Source organism: Flagellimonas allohymeniacidonis, from assembly GCF_004296335.1.
Lineage (GTDB): Bacteria > Bacteroidota > Bacteroidia > Flavobacteriales > Flavobacteriaceae > Flagellimonas > Flagellimonas allohymeniacidonis.
Map to the genome: position 1 here is coordinate 334,303 of NZ_SGIU01000001.1, position 13,701 is coordinate 348,003.

17 protein-coding genes are annotated in these 13,701 nt (G+C 41.1%); 15 read left to right on the top strand and 2 right to left on the bottom strand.

Going from position 1 to position 13,701, the window contains the following annotated elements; translation table 11 throughout:
- Window positions 1-234, top strand: a complete 234-nt coding sequence (locus EW142_RS01395; protein ID WP_130608599.1) for a hypothetical protein — start codon at window positions 1-3, stop codon at window positions 232-234.
- Window positions 235-302: 68 nt separating this feature from the next.
- On the opposite strand, the gene EW142_RS01400 is transcribed toward EW142_RS01395, so the two are convergent.
- Window positions 303-872 carry a hypothetical protein gene (locus EW142_RS01400; RefSeq protein WP_130608602.1) on the bottom strand — a complete coding sequence of 190 codons (570 nt, stop codon included), beginning with the start codon at window positions 870-872 and terminating at the stop codon, window positions 303-305.
- A gap of 224 nt (window positions 873-1,096) precedes the next feature.
- Between EW142_RS01400 and EW142_RS01405 the strand changes: the two genes are divergently transcribed.
- The 6 genes from EW142_RS01405 to EW142_RS01430 all read left to right on the top strand — a co-directional run bounded on the left by EW142_RS01405 (window position 1,097) and on the right by EW142_RS01430 (window position 5,782).
- Window positions 1,097-1,291 (top strand): hypothetical protein, encoded by a 195-nt coding sequence (locus tag EW142_RS01405; RefSeq protein ID WP_130608605.1) that lies wholly within the window; start codon window positions 1,097-1,099, stop codon window positions 1,289-1,291.
- Between the two features lie 9 nt (window positions 1,292-1,300).
- Window positions 1,301-2,434: an RHS repeat domain-containing protein gene (locus tag EW142_RS16950; protein ID WP_130608608.1), complete on the top strand. Its 1,134-nt coding sequence runs from the start codon at window positions 1,301-1,303 to the stop codon at window positions 2,432-2,434.
- Window positions 2,435-2,449: 15 nt separating this feature from the next.
- The gene (locus tag EW142_RS01415; protein ID WP_130608611.1) at window positions 2,450-2,890 is read left to right on the top strand and encodes a hypothetical protein; all 441 of its coding nucleotides are present in this window, start codon (window positions 2,450-2,452) and stop codon (window positions 2,888-2,890) included.
- A gap of 435 nt (window positions 2,891-3,325) precedes the next feature.
- On the top strand, window positions 3,326-4,468 hold the full coding sequence (locus EW142_RS01420) for an RHS repeat domain-containing protein (RefSeq protein ID WP_130608614.1): 1,143 nt from the start codon (window positions 3,326-3,328) through the stop codon (window positions 4,466-4,468).
- 120 nt (window positions 4,469-4,588) lie between these two features.
- The gene (locus EW142_RS01425; RefSeq protein ID WP_130608617.1) at window positions 4,589-4,984 is read left to right on the top strand and encodes a hypothetical protein; all 396 of its coding nucleotides are present in this window, start codon (window positions 4,589-4,591) and stop codon (window positions 4,982-4,984) included.
- A gap of 198 nt (window positions 4,985-5,182) precedes the next feature.
- Complete coding sequence (locus EW142_RS01430) at window positions 5,183-5,782, top strand: hypothetical protein (RefSeq protein ID WP_130608620.1); 600 nt, start codon at window positions 5,183-5,185, stop codon at window positions 5,780-5,782.
- Between the two features lie 140 nt (window positions 5,783-5,922).
- Here EW142_RS01430 and EW142_RS01435 read toward each other — a convergent pair whose 3' ends face one another.
- Entirely contained in the window at window positions 5,923-7,173 is a 1,251-nt protein-coding gene (locus EW142_RS01435) for an aminotransferase class V-fold PLP-dependent enzyme (RefSeq protein ID WP_130608623.1), read from the bottom strand.
- 359 nt (window positions 7,174-7,532) lie between these two features.
- Here EW142_RS01435 and EW142_RS01440 point away from each other — a divergent pair, with 359 nt between their 5' ends.
- From EW142_RS01440 to EW142_RS01475, 8 genes are all read left to right on the top strand, one after another.
- Entirely contained in the window at window positions 7,533-8,312 is a 780-nt protein-coding gene (locus EW142_RS01440; protein ID WP_130608626.1) for a hypothetical protein, read from the top strand.
- Window positions 8,313-8,447: 135 nt separating this feature from the next.
- The gene (locus tag EW142_RS01445; protein WP_130608629.1) at window positions 8,448-9,176 is read left to right on the top strand and encodes a hypothetical protein; all 729 of its coding nucleotides are present in this window, start codon (window positions 8,448-8,450) and stop codon (window positions 9,174-9,176) included.
- Between the two features lie 3 nt (window positions 9,177-9,179).
- On the top strand, window positions 9,180-9,872 hold the full coding sequence (locus EW142_RS01450) for a hypothetical protein (protein WP_130608632.1): 693 nt from the start codon (window positions 9,180-9,182) through the stop codon (window positions 9,870-9,872).
- 1 nt (window position 9,873) lies between these two features.
- Complete coding sequence (locus tag EW142_RS01455) at window positions 9,874-10,335, top strand: hypothetical protein (RefSeq protein WP_130608635.1); 462 nt, start codon at window positions 9,874-9,876, stop codon at window positions 10,333-10,335.
- The gene (locus tag EW142_RS01460) at window positions 10,332-11,603 is read left to right on the top strand and encodes a hypothetical protein (RefSeq protein WP_130608638.1); all 1,272 of its coding nucleotides are present in this window, start codon (window positions 10,332-10,334) and stop codon (window positions 11,601-11,603) included. The genes EW142_RS01455 and EW142_RS01460 overlap by 4 nt, the downstream gene beginning before the upstream one ends.
- Window positions 11,600-11,914, top strand: a complete 315-nt coding sequence (locus tag EW142_RS01465; protein WP_165395200.1) for a hypothetical protein — start codon at window positions 11,600-11,602, stop codon at window positions 11,912-11,914. The genes EW142_RS01460 and EW142_RS01465 overlap by 4 nt, the downstream gene beginning before the upstream one ends.
- A 1-nt stretch (window position 11,915) precedes the next feature.
- Complete coding sequence (locus EW142_RS01470; RefSeq protein ID WP_165395201.1) at window positions 11,916-12,371, top strand: prepilin-type N-terminal cleavage/methylation domain-containing protein; 456 nt, start codon at window positions 11,916-11,918, stop codon at window positions 12,369-12,371.
- Window positions 12,371-13,510 (top strand): type II secretion system F family protein, encoded by a 1,140-nt coding sequence (locus EW142_RS01475; RefSeq protein WP_130608646.1) that lies wholly within the window; start codon window positions 12,371-12,373, stop codon window positions 13,508-13,510. The genes EW142_RS01470 and EW142_RS01475 overlap by 1 nt, the downstream gene beginning before the upstream one ends.
- The last annotated feature ends 191 nt before the right edge of the window (window positions 13,511-13,701 follow it).

Genomic DNA, 13,701 nt, shown 5'->3' on the forward strand with positions numbered 1-13,701 from the left:
ATGGAAATTAAGTATGATGTTTTAGGAAAAATAATAGAAGGAAAAAAGACAGGATGGTATGTCAGGTTCATAGACGATAGTGAAAATACAGGAGGATTTTACATTTATAAGTTCGAAGATCCCGATAGCGATGAGGGTTTTGATACTTGGCTTGAAACCGAAAATGATGTTAAAGGTTATATCTATGAAAGTGAATGGAAGATTGAATGGATGCAGGAAGCAGAAAGTCCTTAGTTATTAACGGTTATATGAAGTTTCTTTAATCAAAGCCAGTCCCTTGTATTTGGGGCTGGTTTTTTGGTTTAGGGATTCTTATATAGCTCTCTCGCCATAAGTTCATTCCACTTTTCAGATTGCTCAGCATTTAGCCCGTGCTCCGATTCAGAATCAAAAACATGCTGGATACTATCGGAAATGGCGAAAAAATATTCGATAACTTTATACTTTTCCATGTAGGAGGAAAATATCATTTGATTCACACTATCCTGTGCTTTTCTTCTGTATATTTCAGTAATATCAAAGTGCCTTTTTTCATGCTCTAGAAGTTCAGATAATGCCCTTTGGTCTTCAGAGGAATCGTCAAAAGAAGCTGTATCAATCCAAGACTTCCCAATTTCATCTGACGTGAAGAGCACTGCAGCAGGATAGTTGTAGACTTTGCTTATTTGACCAGTAATCATTGGATGTACCATTGCTGTGGTGTCTGATTCAGCATTTTCCCATATTCGAAAATGGGATAAGTCCAAAGGCTTCTCTGACCAGAAATATCTATCAGATTTACGCAGCTTATAAACTATTCTATCAGGAGTAACCAAACATATGAGATTCAAAACCAGTAATCCGGTGAAGAACTTTTTATAATCTTTTGACACTATGCATTTCTTTAAAATGATGCCAATTGTTATTGTTAAGACTATTGGAAATAATAGGTTATAGTGTAGAAATTTAAGTTTAACCACAATAACAATAACGGTCAAAAAAACAAGTGGAATTAAAGTAATCTTTGGGAACTTGGTTTTAATAGTTGAAGGATTTTTGATTTCTGTAAAGTTAATTGTTAACCGCTAAAAGCAATAATTAAAATAATGACTTTGCAATGAAAAATACAGAGCGCACAACCGCTACCGCTAGACTGCGACTAGTGGTCAGGACAAGAGCAAGTAAAAACACAACCACGGCAGCGATGTCGTGGTTTTTTGGTTTCCAGTATATTTATGATGCCACGGGCGTAAAATTGAAAAAGACCGCGGGAAGTTCTGTGACAGGCTGGAGCCCGCCTGCAGGCGTTTAAAAATGTACGGTGTACATTTTTGGCGAACAGGCCAGCTGGCGCGTTGGCCGGGGTAATTATGTGTACCAAGGGGGCACATTGCAGTTCTTTAACCAGCCCGAGGGCTATGTAACGCCCAAAAGCGGTGGCGGTTATGACTATGTGTACCAATACAAGGACCATTTGGGCAATGTGCGCCTCAGCTATTTGGACAATAGTGGCACCACCGAAATTGTGGAGGAGAGCAACTACTACCCCTTTGGCCTTAAGCACAAAGGGTACAACACCGCGATATCCGCCAATGGCAACAGCGTGGCGCAGAAGTGGAAGTTTGGTGGCAAGGAGCTTGACGAAAGCTTGGGTCTTGAGACGTACGACTTTGGTGCGCGCAACTATGACCCTGCATTGGGCAGGTGGATGAACATTGACCCGCTTGCGGAGAAGATGCGTAGGCACAGCCCGTACAACTATGCGTTCAATAATCCAATGTTCTTTATTGATCCTGATGGGATGGAGGCGATGGCTCCGGATGATATCAAAATTTATGGAAAGAACGAAAATGGAGAAAGGCAACTTATAGTAAATCTAAAGACAGATAAAGTACATCTTGAAATTGATACTGATGTAACAGTACCTACGCTAATGGACCCAATTACCAATCAAGATACTGAACAACCGATATTGGGTGAGCACAAAATCGATCCATTATTACCTAATATCAAGGATTTGCCCAAAAATTCTAATGTTGTACTTTCAGTTGGATTAGAAATTACAGTGGTGGAAGGAAAAAACAGGAGTTTGGACGTAGCCTTGTTTAGAAATGAATCAGGAGTCGTGGATGCTGCTTCTACTTTTGATACTAAGGGAGAGACGAAAGGGTTATTTGGAGGTGGAGGTATCCAAGCAGGAATAGTCGCCTCCAAAACCGGAGCGCCCCTTACAATTCAGGATTTTGAAGGACAATCAACTACTTATAATCTTGGTTTAATGCATGCAGGAGGATCTTTTATTGATTCAGAATCATACTCTGGTTTCTTAATAGATGTTCCAAATGCTGGAGGGTCTTCCGGTTTTTCAGTATCAAATAATTTCTCAGAAAATATTGCTAATGTTGGTAACTTTAAGAATTATTCCAAGACCGGTACGACTATTAAAAATCAATGATAATGTAAACTAGTTATGGGAAAGCTTAAACCATTTTTTTTCTGTGTTGTTGTTTCAATAACATTCTCCTGTGATTTTCTCGAAGGACAGGACAAACCACAGATTTTTCCAGAATATGATTACAGCGCCATTGAGGAACTGGTTCTGTACGAGTTTGAAACAGACAATCAAGTTGTCATAAACGATTTTAGTACTATTGAGAGGATACGGCAAACATTTCTCGATCAGGAGAGCTACTTCAAAAATGAGCTCAGAAAATTCAATGGTGTAAAACCTGATTATTCAATTACTTTATTCAGTTTGAAGGATACCCTCGAGCTCATGGTCTATCCAACGCCTATTGAAGATAAAATTGAATTAGGTTTCACTGAGAAGTACGATCCGAAGAATCCTATGAAAACTAGATTGGTTCATAGATTTTATATGAATCGTGAAATATTGGAATTATTGAGATAGAATCGATGGTTTTATCTATTTGATAATAGAATTCAACTAATCAAAGCCAGTCCCTTGTACTTGGGGCTGGTTTTTTTGAGTAATGGAAATAATGACTTTGCGATAAAAAATTCAGAGTGCTTTAGATGGCAAATAGCTACACCTAACTTGTACTACCGAAAATTTTGAAGAAGCTGGTTATTTCTGTTATTCGGAGAATAGAGCTCGTTGTGAATTTCAAAAAGCGTATTTCACGTGAATATGTCCAATATTGAGAATTGTAACCTATTAAATTACGGATATTTTTTATGGTACCGTCAGATTAGGTTTTTTTTATATGGGCAGGTGCAGAAACAAACATCGCTCCCAATACAAATGAAATTGCATCCTCAGCTCCCGCTAGTCTGCGACTAGTGGTACGGAGCAAGAGTAAGCAAAAAGAAAACCACGGCAGCAATGTCGTGGTTTTTTGGTTTCCAGTATATTTATGATGCCACGGGCGTAAAATTGAAAAAGACCGTGGGAAGTTCTGTGACAGAGTATGCCGGTAATTATGTGTACCAGGGGGGAACCTTACAGTTCTTTAACCAGCCCGAGGGCTATGTAACGCCCAAAAGCGGTGGCGGTTATGACTATGTGTACCAGTACAAGGACCATTTGGGCAATGTGCGCCTGAGCTATATGGACAATGGCAGCACCACCGAAATTGTGGAGGAGAGCAACTACTACCCCTTTGGCCTTAAGCACAAGGGGTACAACTCCGCGATATCCGCCAATGGAAACAGTGTGGCGCAGAAGTGGAAGTTTGGTGGCAAGGAGCTTGATGAAAGCCTAGGTCTTGAGACGTACGACTTTGGTGCGCGCAACTATGACCCTGCATTGGGGAGGTGGTTTGTAGTTGATCCCAAGGCTGATGATATTATGCAAGTTGACCTTACTCCGTACAATTATAGTTGGAACAATCCTACTAACATTAATGACCCAGATGGAGAATGTCCTTGGTGTTGGGGGGCTGTGATTGGTTTTGCGGTAGAATATGGGTCACAAGTTGCTGAAAACCTTATAGCAGGCAAGGATTTAGGTGATGCCCTAACGGATGTAGATGGAGGAAAAATTTTAATTGCTACTGCCACTGGAGCAGCTACAGGGGGTCTATCAAGTATTAAAGTCGTAGGTGCAGCTGCAAAGATTTATAAGGGAGTTGCTGTAAGCTCTACCGCTGCAGGTGGAAATATATTGAAACAAGGAGTAGTAGATGAAAACAAGACCGTAGATCCCTTTGAAATGGCAACAGATGCTGTTCTAGAAAATGTTGAATTACCCAAGGTCAAGTTGCCTGAAGTCTCCGATGAAACAATCAAAACAGCCGAGAGAAATCTAGACAGAGTAGAAAGAGTCGCGGGAGACAATCCTAGACCTTCTCGAGCGGAAGCAGTCAAGGAATCGAAAAAGGAAGTTAAAGATTTAAAAAATAAGCAAGAGACCGTTAAGAAAACAAATGAAGTAGGTAACGCGGCAAAAGATGCAGCAGTGAAAGAAGTTGCAAAAAAAGGTCTAGAAAAACTGTCTAAGGATTTTCAATTCAATAACAAAATGTAAGTATAACGGCCAATTCTAATATTGATAGATATAACTAATCTGACGAAGTTTTAATAAAGAGAAGGTCTTTGAAGATTATCAATTTAGATTAAATCAATAATAATAATCTGTTTTTTGAAAATGAAGAGAAACTGGCTCAATGTTCTTTTTTTAGTAGGGGTAGGTTTAATGGTAGTTGTTTCATGTGTGATTATCATAAAGACTTTAGAGAAAAAGTCTATCACTGATCATGGAATAGAGGTTTTGGCGAAAGTTGTAGAAGCTCCAAGCTCTTGTGACGACCTCGGTAGAAGGCCCCCTTACAGTAAAATCGAATATAACAATCAAATATTCATTAAAAAGACTGGAAATCAATTTTGCCATCTTGTCTCAAAGAAAGACAGTGTGAAGATGCTAACTAATAGAAAGGGAGACGAACTTTTGTTCCCAAATGAATATAACCCTGCACAGTTTGTATACGCCTCACTATTAATTCTTATAGCTGTTGTAATTACTATAAGAAAGTTTTGGTTTTAAATTGATTGCGGTTAATATGAATATCCTCAGCTCCCGCTAGTCTACTTCGGCAAGCTCAGTACAGGTGCGACTAGTGGTACGGAGCAAGAGTAAGCAAAAAGAAAACCACGGCAGCGATGTCGTGGTTTTTGTGTTATTTTGGTTTCGAGCGGTTGCAAACTGGGGGTAGCGGGGTGAACTTTAAATACACAATAAGTAATGAGAAATTTAATTTTGCTGTTGTCCTTTCTTGCGGTCTTATTAGGATGCAAGGACAATAAAAAAAACAAAGAAAGCCCTGTTTTGGAAGAACGTCAGGCAAACACGGAAGAAGTAGAAGTAGCGAAACAAAAACCCGTTGCTTATGGTCCAATGGATAGCGAATTGGTGGATTTAATCAAGGAAATCGTAAATGATTACCCTATTAAAAAAGTTGAAGAAACTCCCGAAAACGTACACCAATCTTATTATGTAAGCTTTTTTAAGGTAGGTTCTGACACACTTTTAGCACTTTGCAGGCAACCATACTTTTTTGAGGGCTTCCCGGATTATGCGTTTGCTAAAAACGAAACCCCAAAAGAAAAGCCCGAATACGTAGGTATGGTAGAAGATGCTGACATGCCGATATTCATATTCGATTCAGATGGTGTTGGTAATTGCTTTTATAAAAATGCACCTTTGGTCAAGGAATACCCGGAAAAATATTTAACCGATGAAGGTAAATCCCATGCACCTGAAATTCCACCCATTTACAAGTATAAAGTCCAAAACGGTAATTTTAAGTTTTTGGGCAAATCGAAAAGTCAATGGATAGACTGACCCCTCTCCCGCTAGTCTTTGACTAGTGGTGGTATTGAGCTTGAGTAAGTAAAATGGTAACCACGGCAGCGATGTCGTGGTTTTTTGTGGTATTTTGGTTTCCCATCACATGCATACTGGCGGTAGCGGGGCTTCCGAATCTAGCTTTTGGCAATCGTAGATATCCCATCAAGAAGTCTATCCAGTTCGTTTTCCAAATTGTAAAGGTTTGGCGTAACCCGTACAACGGTTTGGTTGTTTAATTTCCGAATAACCGTAAAGATGTTGAACTCATTTTTTAGCCTATCAACAATTTCCGTAGCGGAGTGGCCATCAATTGCAAAGCTTGCTATGCCACAGGACATTCCAGATTCCAATGGGGTCACAATATCCACCCTATCCATTTTTTTGGCCTCTTCGGCCCAATACAATTGCAATTCTTTTAGACGGCTTTGCTTCTTTTTAATGGTAACGGAATTATGGAATGCTATGGCTGCCTTTAAAGTCATAACCACCGGGGCGGCAGGAGTGCCGTAGTGCCCAAGCTTTTGTATATTATCTTCATCTAACTTCACATCTCCGTATAGCGGTTGAATATCCCTTATTCTATCTTTTTTTATGTACAGTAAACCCACTCCCAGCGGATTGCCGAACCATTTATGGAGATTCACCCCTATAAAGTCCGATTGCAACTGTGGAAACGTGTAATCTATCTGGCTGAAACTATGGGCTGCATCGACTAAAACGTCAATATTTCTTTCTTTGGCCAAGGCACTGATCTCGGCCACAGGCAAGATCTGGCCTGTTAAATGCGTAAGATGGGTCACTAAGATGCATTTGGTTCGGGGCGTTATGGCATCCTGATAGGCCTGTACGACTTCGTCTTGGGTTTTGGGCAGCAAGGGAACATCCACATATTTCAACTTTATTCCTTTTCGTTCCTCCAGCATTTTAAAGGTTTCTATCATGCTATGGTAATCATGATGCTGAAGCAGTACTTCATCGCCCTTGTTTAAGGATATTCCTTGAATAAGGATGTTCATCGATTCCGTCGCATTTCGGGTGATGAGAAGTTCGTCTGGTGATGCTCCGGTAATAGCTCCTAGCTGTTTTTTAATTTCCGGGATGTCTTTTTGGTAATAGACTTCCCTCATATATTTTGAAGACCGAGTATTTATTAGTTCTATATTTTTTCTATAAGCTTCTAGAACAGAATTCGGCTGCACTCCAAAATATCCATTTTCTAGATTTATGAATTCAGATGAAACAGAATAATGCTTCTTTCGAAAGGCCCTCCAGTCTTCAGATGATGTGATCTTTGGTTGGGAGCTGGGATAAGCGGCTACCAGTTTTGAAAGAGGTGCGGATAGGCTAGCTAAACTGACCAATTTTATTGCCTCTCTTCTTTTCATTTTATGAAACCTTAGAACACGAATTTAATAAAAATGAAGTTCCCCGTTTCCACTGGTCCGAGCCTGAGGTGAAGTAGGATAAAAAGCCAGTCCCTGTATTTGGGGCTGGTTCTTTGTTCTAATTCGTTTCCATCAAATACGAATTGGTTGGAGTATAGGTCATCTAGTTCTTCTAAAAAAGGCATTTAGGAGTAAACAACAAATCCATAAAATCGTTGCATATATGCAAAATTTTGGTTGTAAAAAACGGGTAAATTCTTAAAAATCCCTTCTTTTTTATAAATTATCGTAATTACCTGACTATCAACAAAAACAAAACCTTAACTTTAGGGAAGTCGCTAATTCAAATACCAATTATCATGAAAAAAGTAATAAGCCTCGCCTTTATGGCGTTTTTTGGCAGTGCTGCCATGTATGCCCAAGGCACAGTACATGCCGCTTGCGAAGCAAGCGTTGTAGGGTATACCGAAACTAGGATCCCTTCCAATTTCTTTACGTTTGCCGATTTAAAATCAGCCAATGCCCAAGGTACAACCGTTCAAATCTCGGATGTTCTGGGAAGCCCTTACCTAGCGGATGCTTTTCAAAAAGGTGCTTTATTTTATGGGGAAGAACGTGTAGGCACTTTCTATGCCCGATACAACGGGTTTAATAAAGAAATGGAAATCAAAAAAACCAATTCCCCCGATGAGGTGGCCAAAGCATTGGTCAAGGATAAAAACCTAAAATTTGTTTTTGACAACCAAGATGTGTTAAAGTTTGTCGCCTTTATGGATAAAAAAGGGAACAGATATGATGAGTATTTATTGACCAAAAGCAAAGGAGATAAATACCAGCTTATGGAAAGACCCTTAGTGACCTATAAAGAGGGAAAAAAGGCTGCTAATTCCTTTATGCTCGATGTGCCGAGCAAATTCGTACACCGTACTGAACTGTATGCCTTGGACCTCAATACGAATATTGCAAGTCAAATTCCAAGTAAAAAATCCAAATTGATTGATTTTTTTGACGACAGTGAGCAAATTCAAATTGCAGCCTTGATCAAGAAAAAATCGTTGAACATTAAAGATTTCAACGACTTATCCCAGATATTTGATTTTGCTAACACTATTAGTCGGGATATTGCCTTCAAAGAATAATAGCCCAGGTACTACTGCCCTGAACCGGCGGTGACCTAACTTTTATAACCAGCCCCTTATATTTGGGGCTGATTTTTTGATAGAAGTACGAAAAAACTGTACAATTTTGTTATTTTTAATACACAAAGTTGTACGATGCGAAGTACGTTTCTTTTTTTATTTTCTACCATTCTGGTTTCCATGCTTTTGGGATGTTCCAGTTACAAAACCAAAAAACAGGAATCCCAATTGGTGCTGCCCGAACTGGGCAATGTGGTGCAGACCCAAGGCGATATGTTCTACTCCACCGTGGAACCTGCGGGTATCCCTTCCTGGCCCACCCTTAAGGTGGAACTGCAACAAATGCCCTTTAATACCAAAAGCTACACCACTTATGCGCGATTGATGCAACGCGCTGCGCGAATCAATTCCATTTCCTATAATGATTCCCTGCCCTATAAGCCCAAATATGTTCGGCTACAGTTAACCGATAAAGTAGCCTTGACGCAAATGCTCAACTCCGAAGCCCATGAAAGTTTACGGGAGTATTTGACAGCGGACGATGCCTACAAACTGGTAACCGGTTTGGATTTGGCCTTATCCGAAAGCGAATTGGTGGTATTCTTGAACGCGGAGGCCGTTCAATTGCAGAAAGATGAATATGGCTCCCTAAAAGTGGTCTTGATCAATGGCAATCAGCAAAACAGCTTTTTCTTTTCCGAGCTCCAGGTGTTCGATTATCAGCTGTCCAGTTTCTGTTGGGGGGAAGATGTTCTGCACCGCAAAAAAATCAAAAATCTGATTGCCGAAGGGGAACGTTGCCCTAAAGGTACCTTTTTAAAGGCCCGAAAGATGGAAAAGGACGAATCCTACTTAAAGTTCTAAACTATGAAATGGAAAATAGGGATGTACGTAGCGGCTGTGGTGCTTTTTTTGACCGCTTGTGAAGATATTTTGGAAGAAGTGGACCTCTCCGACCGACAGGTCGCCATCTTTGCCCCATTGGATAGCACGGTGGTCAACTCCAATACCGTAAACTTTAATTGGGATAGGGTAGAGGATGCCACTGCCTATCGCTTTCAGTTGGCTGCCCCAAGTTTTGTGGATACCCAGCAATTGGTCCTGGACAGTATTTTTGAGGTGGATACTTTGGGCAGGGTAAGCACGCAGATTCAGCAAGAATTGGTCAACGGCAACTACGAATGGCGAATAAGGGCCCAAAACAGTGGTTTTGAAACCCCATATACTTCCAGCACCTTTACAGTCAACGGTGACGAAAATGTGGATTTGGACCCGCCCAATACCCCGCAGCTTATAGCACCGCTGAACGGAGCCTCCCAAGATGAAGCCACGGTAAATTTCAGTTGGACCCGTGAAGATGTTCCCGGCACCGCTGAGCGGGACAGTATTTATTTCTTTTCGGATGCCGGCCTTCAGAATTTGGTCGGAAAAGATATCGGGGCCAATAAGGCATATGCGGCCAACTTTGCTTCAGGAACTTTTTATTGGTTCGTAAAGGCCTTTGACGCCGCCGGTAACGAGAGTGACGATAGCAGTACCTTCAGTTTTACAGTAAACTAAGATGGGAAAGAACATTAAAACCTACATACTGTTGGGTGTTGTGCTCATCATCTGGGGAGTTATCGCCTATCGCATCTTTGCTACACTTTCCCCGGAACCTCAAAAACAAAACTCCTTTGTTGCGAAGAGTTACGCTCCCATGGAAATGGCAGCCCGGGACACCTTTAGCATCAAAGCCGATTATCGGGATCCATTTTTAGGCACCCTGACCAGCTCGAAACCCAAGAAAACACCTCAAGCCAAAGTGGTGAAAAGGGAAATTCCGTCAATTGATGTGAGGTACACCGGTTCCATGTACAATAGCAGCACCAAAAAACGAATCTATTTTGTGACCATTAATGGGCAACAGCATCTATTGGAAAAAGGTCGGTCGGTCGCTAAGATCACTTTAGTTCGGGGTTCAGAGGGGAGCATTACCTATCGCTATCATGGGGTATTAAAAAAGGTAAGCCTTACGCCATGAAGTACAAGAAAAAAATAAGAGGGGGATCCCTGCAATTTGTCCTCTTCATTGGAGCGGTAATTGCAGTTCTGTTGCTCACTTTTGTGTTGTTGAGCTATACCCATTTGCTCTTTTCGAAGAAAACAGATCGGTTTGTGGAGACCATAAAGCGTACAGACCTGGTGCTTCAAATGGCATTGCAAGAAGAAAGTTCAATGGAGCGTAATTCCCAGCGCTTGCCCAATGATGGCATCAGTACGGAAATAGACCAAAAATTTTGGGGTGTTTATAGCTTAAATACAGTGACCGCAACCTTCCAAAAAAATAGTTTTACCCGAGTGGCATTGACAGGGGGGAGGCTTCCTGGCCCCACCACCGCGTTGTTCTTAAAGGATAACGACCGACCTATGGTCATTGTGGGGCGTGCCAAGATTCAGGGTGATGCCTTTCTTCCAAAACAAGGAATACGCCCTGGTAATATCGGAGGACAAGCCTTTTATGGGAATCGACCCATTCAAGGAAGACAACGTTTGAGTAGCCGACGGTTACCGGGAATTGATGGTGAAATACGCTCGTCGATAGCCCAACTACTGGCAGAGGCCCATCAAAAAAACATTGTGCAGCCAAGTCTGGTTACTACAAACGAGATCAAAAATTCGTTTAAGGAGCCCACCCTGTGGTTGGATGGGGATGTTTTGAATCTTTCCGGAAAAAAACTGATTGGAAACATCATTGTTCGAGGAACGCAACAATTGGTCATCGAACCTACCACCCATTTACAAGATGTTATCCTGGTCGCTCCCCAGGTCATCATCAAAGATGGGGTAAAGGGTACGTTTCAGGTAATTTCATCCAAAAACATCTCTGTAGGAAAGGAATGCGAGCTTTCTTATCCATCCGCTTTGGTTATTTTGGACAGGGAGAAAAATAAATCTGCAGGAAGAAACTCTTTTGGGACATCCCCGGAAATTCTTATTTCCGACCATAGCATTGTAAAGGGGGTGGTGAGCTATTTTAATGAGGATGATAAACAGCGCTATTATCCTCAGATCAGAATTGATGCGGATGCACAAGTGGTGGGCCAAGTGCATTGTGAAAAGAATTTGGAGTTAAAGGGAAGGGTCCTGGGCAGTGTAACCACAGCATCCTTCATTGCCATGGAAAATGGGAATGTGTACCAAAATCATTTGTTCAATGGCGAAATGGATGTTACCCAAGTTCCTGGCGAATTTGTAGGTGTGGGCTATGCCTCCAATGCTAAACAAGGTGTTGCCAAATGGCTGTATTGAGAAAAATAAAAGCTTCAACATTGATGGAAACCATGGTGGCCACGGTTTTGATCGTTGTTGTTTTTATGATAGCCAGTTTGGTCATGAACACCCTGATGGCGGCTCAGGTGAAATCCAATTTAAGTCCAATAAAAGAACATCTACAGCAGCTGGAATATGCTTGTATGAACAAACAGCTTACGGTGCCCTATTATGAAGAATGGAAAGGTTGGGAAATAGCGCTGACCCAAGAGGGTGCCATGATTCTCATAGAGGCGACCCATTTGGACAACCAAAAGCAAGTGGAAACCCTTGTGATACAAAATGAGTGAAATGAAATCAAAAATAAAGGCTTTCACCCTTAGTGAAATGTTGGTGGTTCTGTTGATCACCGTAATCGTAGTAGGGCTTGCATTTTCGGTTTTAAACTTGGTGCAAAAACAGATGTTCGCTGTACGCGAGGATTTAGAACTAAGAAGTGGGGAAAATGAATTGAAGCAGGCCTTATGGCGCGATTTTCGAACGTTTTCCAGAATTTATGGGAATCGTATCGACGGCAGTATACAGTTGGAGAACCCTTTTGAACAGGTTCGCTATCAATTCCAGGAGAAGGTGGTCCTTCGAAATCTGGACACTTTTCGGGTCGAAATAAAAAACAAGGATTTCTTTTTTTTGGGCAATCCCATTGAAACAGGGGAGTTGGATGCTTTGGGACTTGGAGTTCGAAATCAGGAGGGAGCATCCATTTTTGTGTACAAAGCAAATGCTGCTGAAACCTATATGGACTAATGGGATTTAAATTAGAAAACATAGCGACAGAGACATCCACTGATGTTACCAAAGGTCCGGAGCGGTCCAACATTTGGCAGAAGGAAATTGCCCTTTTTGGTTCTACATTTTCCAACAAACGCAAAGAAGATTTTTATACTGAACTCAGTGTTCTATTGAAAGCAGGCATTACGCTAAAAGAAGCCTTGGAGCTGATTCAAGAAGGCCAAAAAAAGGAAAAGCTACAGAATTTCATACAGGATATGGCCAAAAGTCTGGTCTTAGGGAGTAGCTTTTCCGATACCATAAAAGATAAGAAAGAATTCACCGAATACGAATACCACTCCATACGTATCGGTGAAGAATCTGGGACTTTGACTGAGATTACCAAGGAGTTGGGAAGTTTTTTTTCCAAGAAGAATGAGCAGCGTAGAAGCTTGATCAATGCGCTTACCTATCCCATAATAATTTTGGTGACGGCGGTTTTAGTGGTTCTTTTTATGCTTCGGCTTGTGGTTCCCATGTTTCAAGATATTTTCGAACAAAATCAGGTCGACCTGCCCTGGATAACGAAAATGGTGGTTGCGGCATCAGATTTCTTTACCAATTTTGGCTGGTGGTTGGTAATCGGTGTCTGCATTCTGCTGATAGTCAGAAAACAGCTCTTTAAAAACCCCAGAATCAGGGGGTTTCGTGATTGGTTCCTATTAAAAATTCCTTATTTGGGAAGTTTTGTGAAAGCGGTGTACATGGCGCAATTGACGAGGGCCATGAGCCTTTTGGCAGCCTCGAAGGTACCCATGCTCAACAGTATAGAACTAGCGGGTAAAATGATAGATTTTATTCCAATAAAAGAAGGATTGGATGAAATTAACAAAAACATTCTTCAAGGAAATAGTCTCTCCAAAAGCATGATGCTGGCTGGGGTTTTTGATGCTAAAATGATTTCCTTGATCAAAGTGGCCGAGGAGACCAACCAAACCGAATTTATTTTTGAGCGCTTAAATCACCAATACAGCATAGAGGTACAACAAAAATCCAAACTACTTTCAACGCTTTTGGAACCCATGATCATCCTATTTGTTGGATTTTTTGTAGGTGTTATTCTTGTTGCCATGTATTTGCCCATGTTTAAATTGGGAGGTGTTTTGGGTGCTTAGTGGGGTATTCTTTCGAACTTATTCTGGACTTTAAATAAGTTTAAATACACAATTATATTAATATAAATTGCTTAGAAAATTAGTAAACCTGCCTTCTAAGCAGACGGTCGAAGGTTCGAATCCTTCCGCGATCACCACTTCGAACCCCCAGTATTTCTGGGGTTTTTATTTTCGATACTTAGATGCCACAT

Bases quoted from the DNA above. Each gene is read 5' to 3' on its own strand.
- EW142_RS01415 (WP_130608611.1), top strand. From the start codon at position 2,450: ATGGGAAAGCTTAAACCATTTTTTTTCTGTGTTGTTGTTTCAATAACA.
- EW142_RS01435 (WP_130608623.1), bottom strand. From the start codon at position 7,173: ATGAAAAGAAGAGAGGCAATAAAATTGGTCAGTTTAGCTAGCCTATCC.
- EW142_RS01460 (WP_130608638.1), top strand. From the start codon at position 10,332: ATGAAGTACAAGAAAAAAATAAGAGGGGGATCCCTGCAATTTGTCCTC.
- EW142_RS01405 (WP_130608605.1), top strand. From the start codon at position 1,097: ATGAAAAATACAGAGCGCACAACCGCTACCGCTAGACTGCGACTAGTG.
- EW142_RS01395 (WP_130608599.1), top strand. From the start codon at position 1: ATGGAAATTAAGTATGATGTTTTAGGAAAAATAATAGAAGGAAAAAAG.
- EW142_RS01455 (WP_130608635.1), top strand. From the start codon at position 9,874: ATGGGAAAGAACATTAAAACCTACATACTGTTGGGTGTTGTGCTCATC.
- EW142_RS01425 (WP_130608617.1), top strand. From the start codon at position 4,589: ATGAAGAGAAACTGGCTCAATGTTCTTTTTTTAGTAGGGGTAGGTTTA.
- EW142_RS01420 (WP_130608614.1), top strand. From the start codon at position 3,326: ATGTCGTGGTTTTTTGGTTTCCAGTATATTTATGATGCCACGGGCGTA.
- EW142_RS01475 (WP_130608646.1), top strand. From the start codon at position 12,371: ATGGGATTTAAATTAGAAAACATAGCGACAGAGACATCCACTGATGTT.
- EW142_RS01440 (WP_130608626.1), top strand. From the start codon at position 7,533: ATGAAAAAAGTAATAAGCCTCGCCTTTATGGCGTTTTTTGGCAGTGCT.
- EW142_RS01470 (WP_165395201.1), top strand. From the start codon at position 11,916: ATGAAATCAAAAATAAAGGCTTTCACCCTTAGTGAAATGTTGGTGGTT.
- EW142_RS01450 (WP_130608632.1), top strand. From the start codon at position 9,180: ATGAAATGGAAAATAGGGATGTACGTAGCGGCTGTGGTGCTTTTTTTG.
- EW142_RS01430 (WP_130608620.1), top strand. From the start codon at position 5,183: ATGAGAAATTTAATTTTGCTGTTGTCCTTTCTTGCGGTCTTATTAGGA.
- EW142_RS01445 (WP_130608629.1), top strand. From the start codon at position 8,448: ATGCGAAGTACGTTTCTTTTTTTATTTTCTACCATTCTGGTTTCCATG.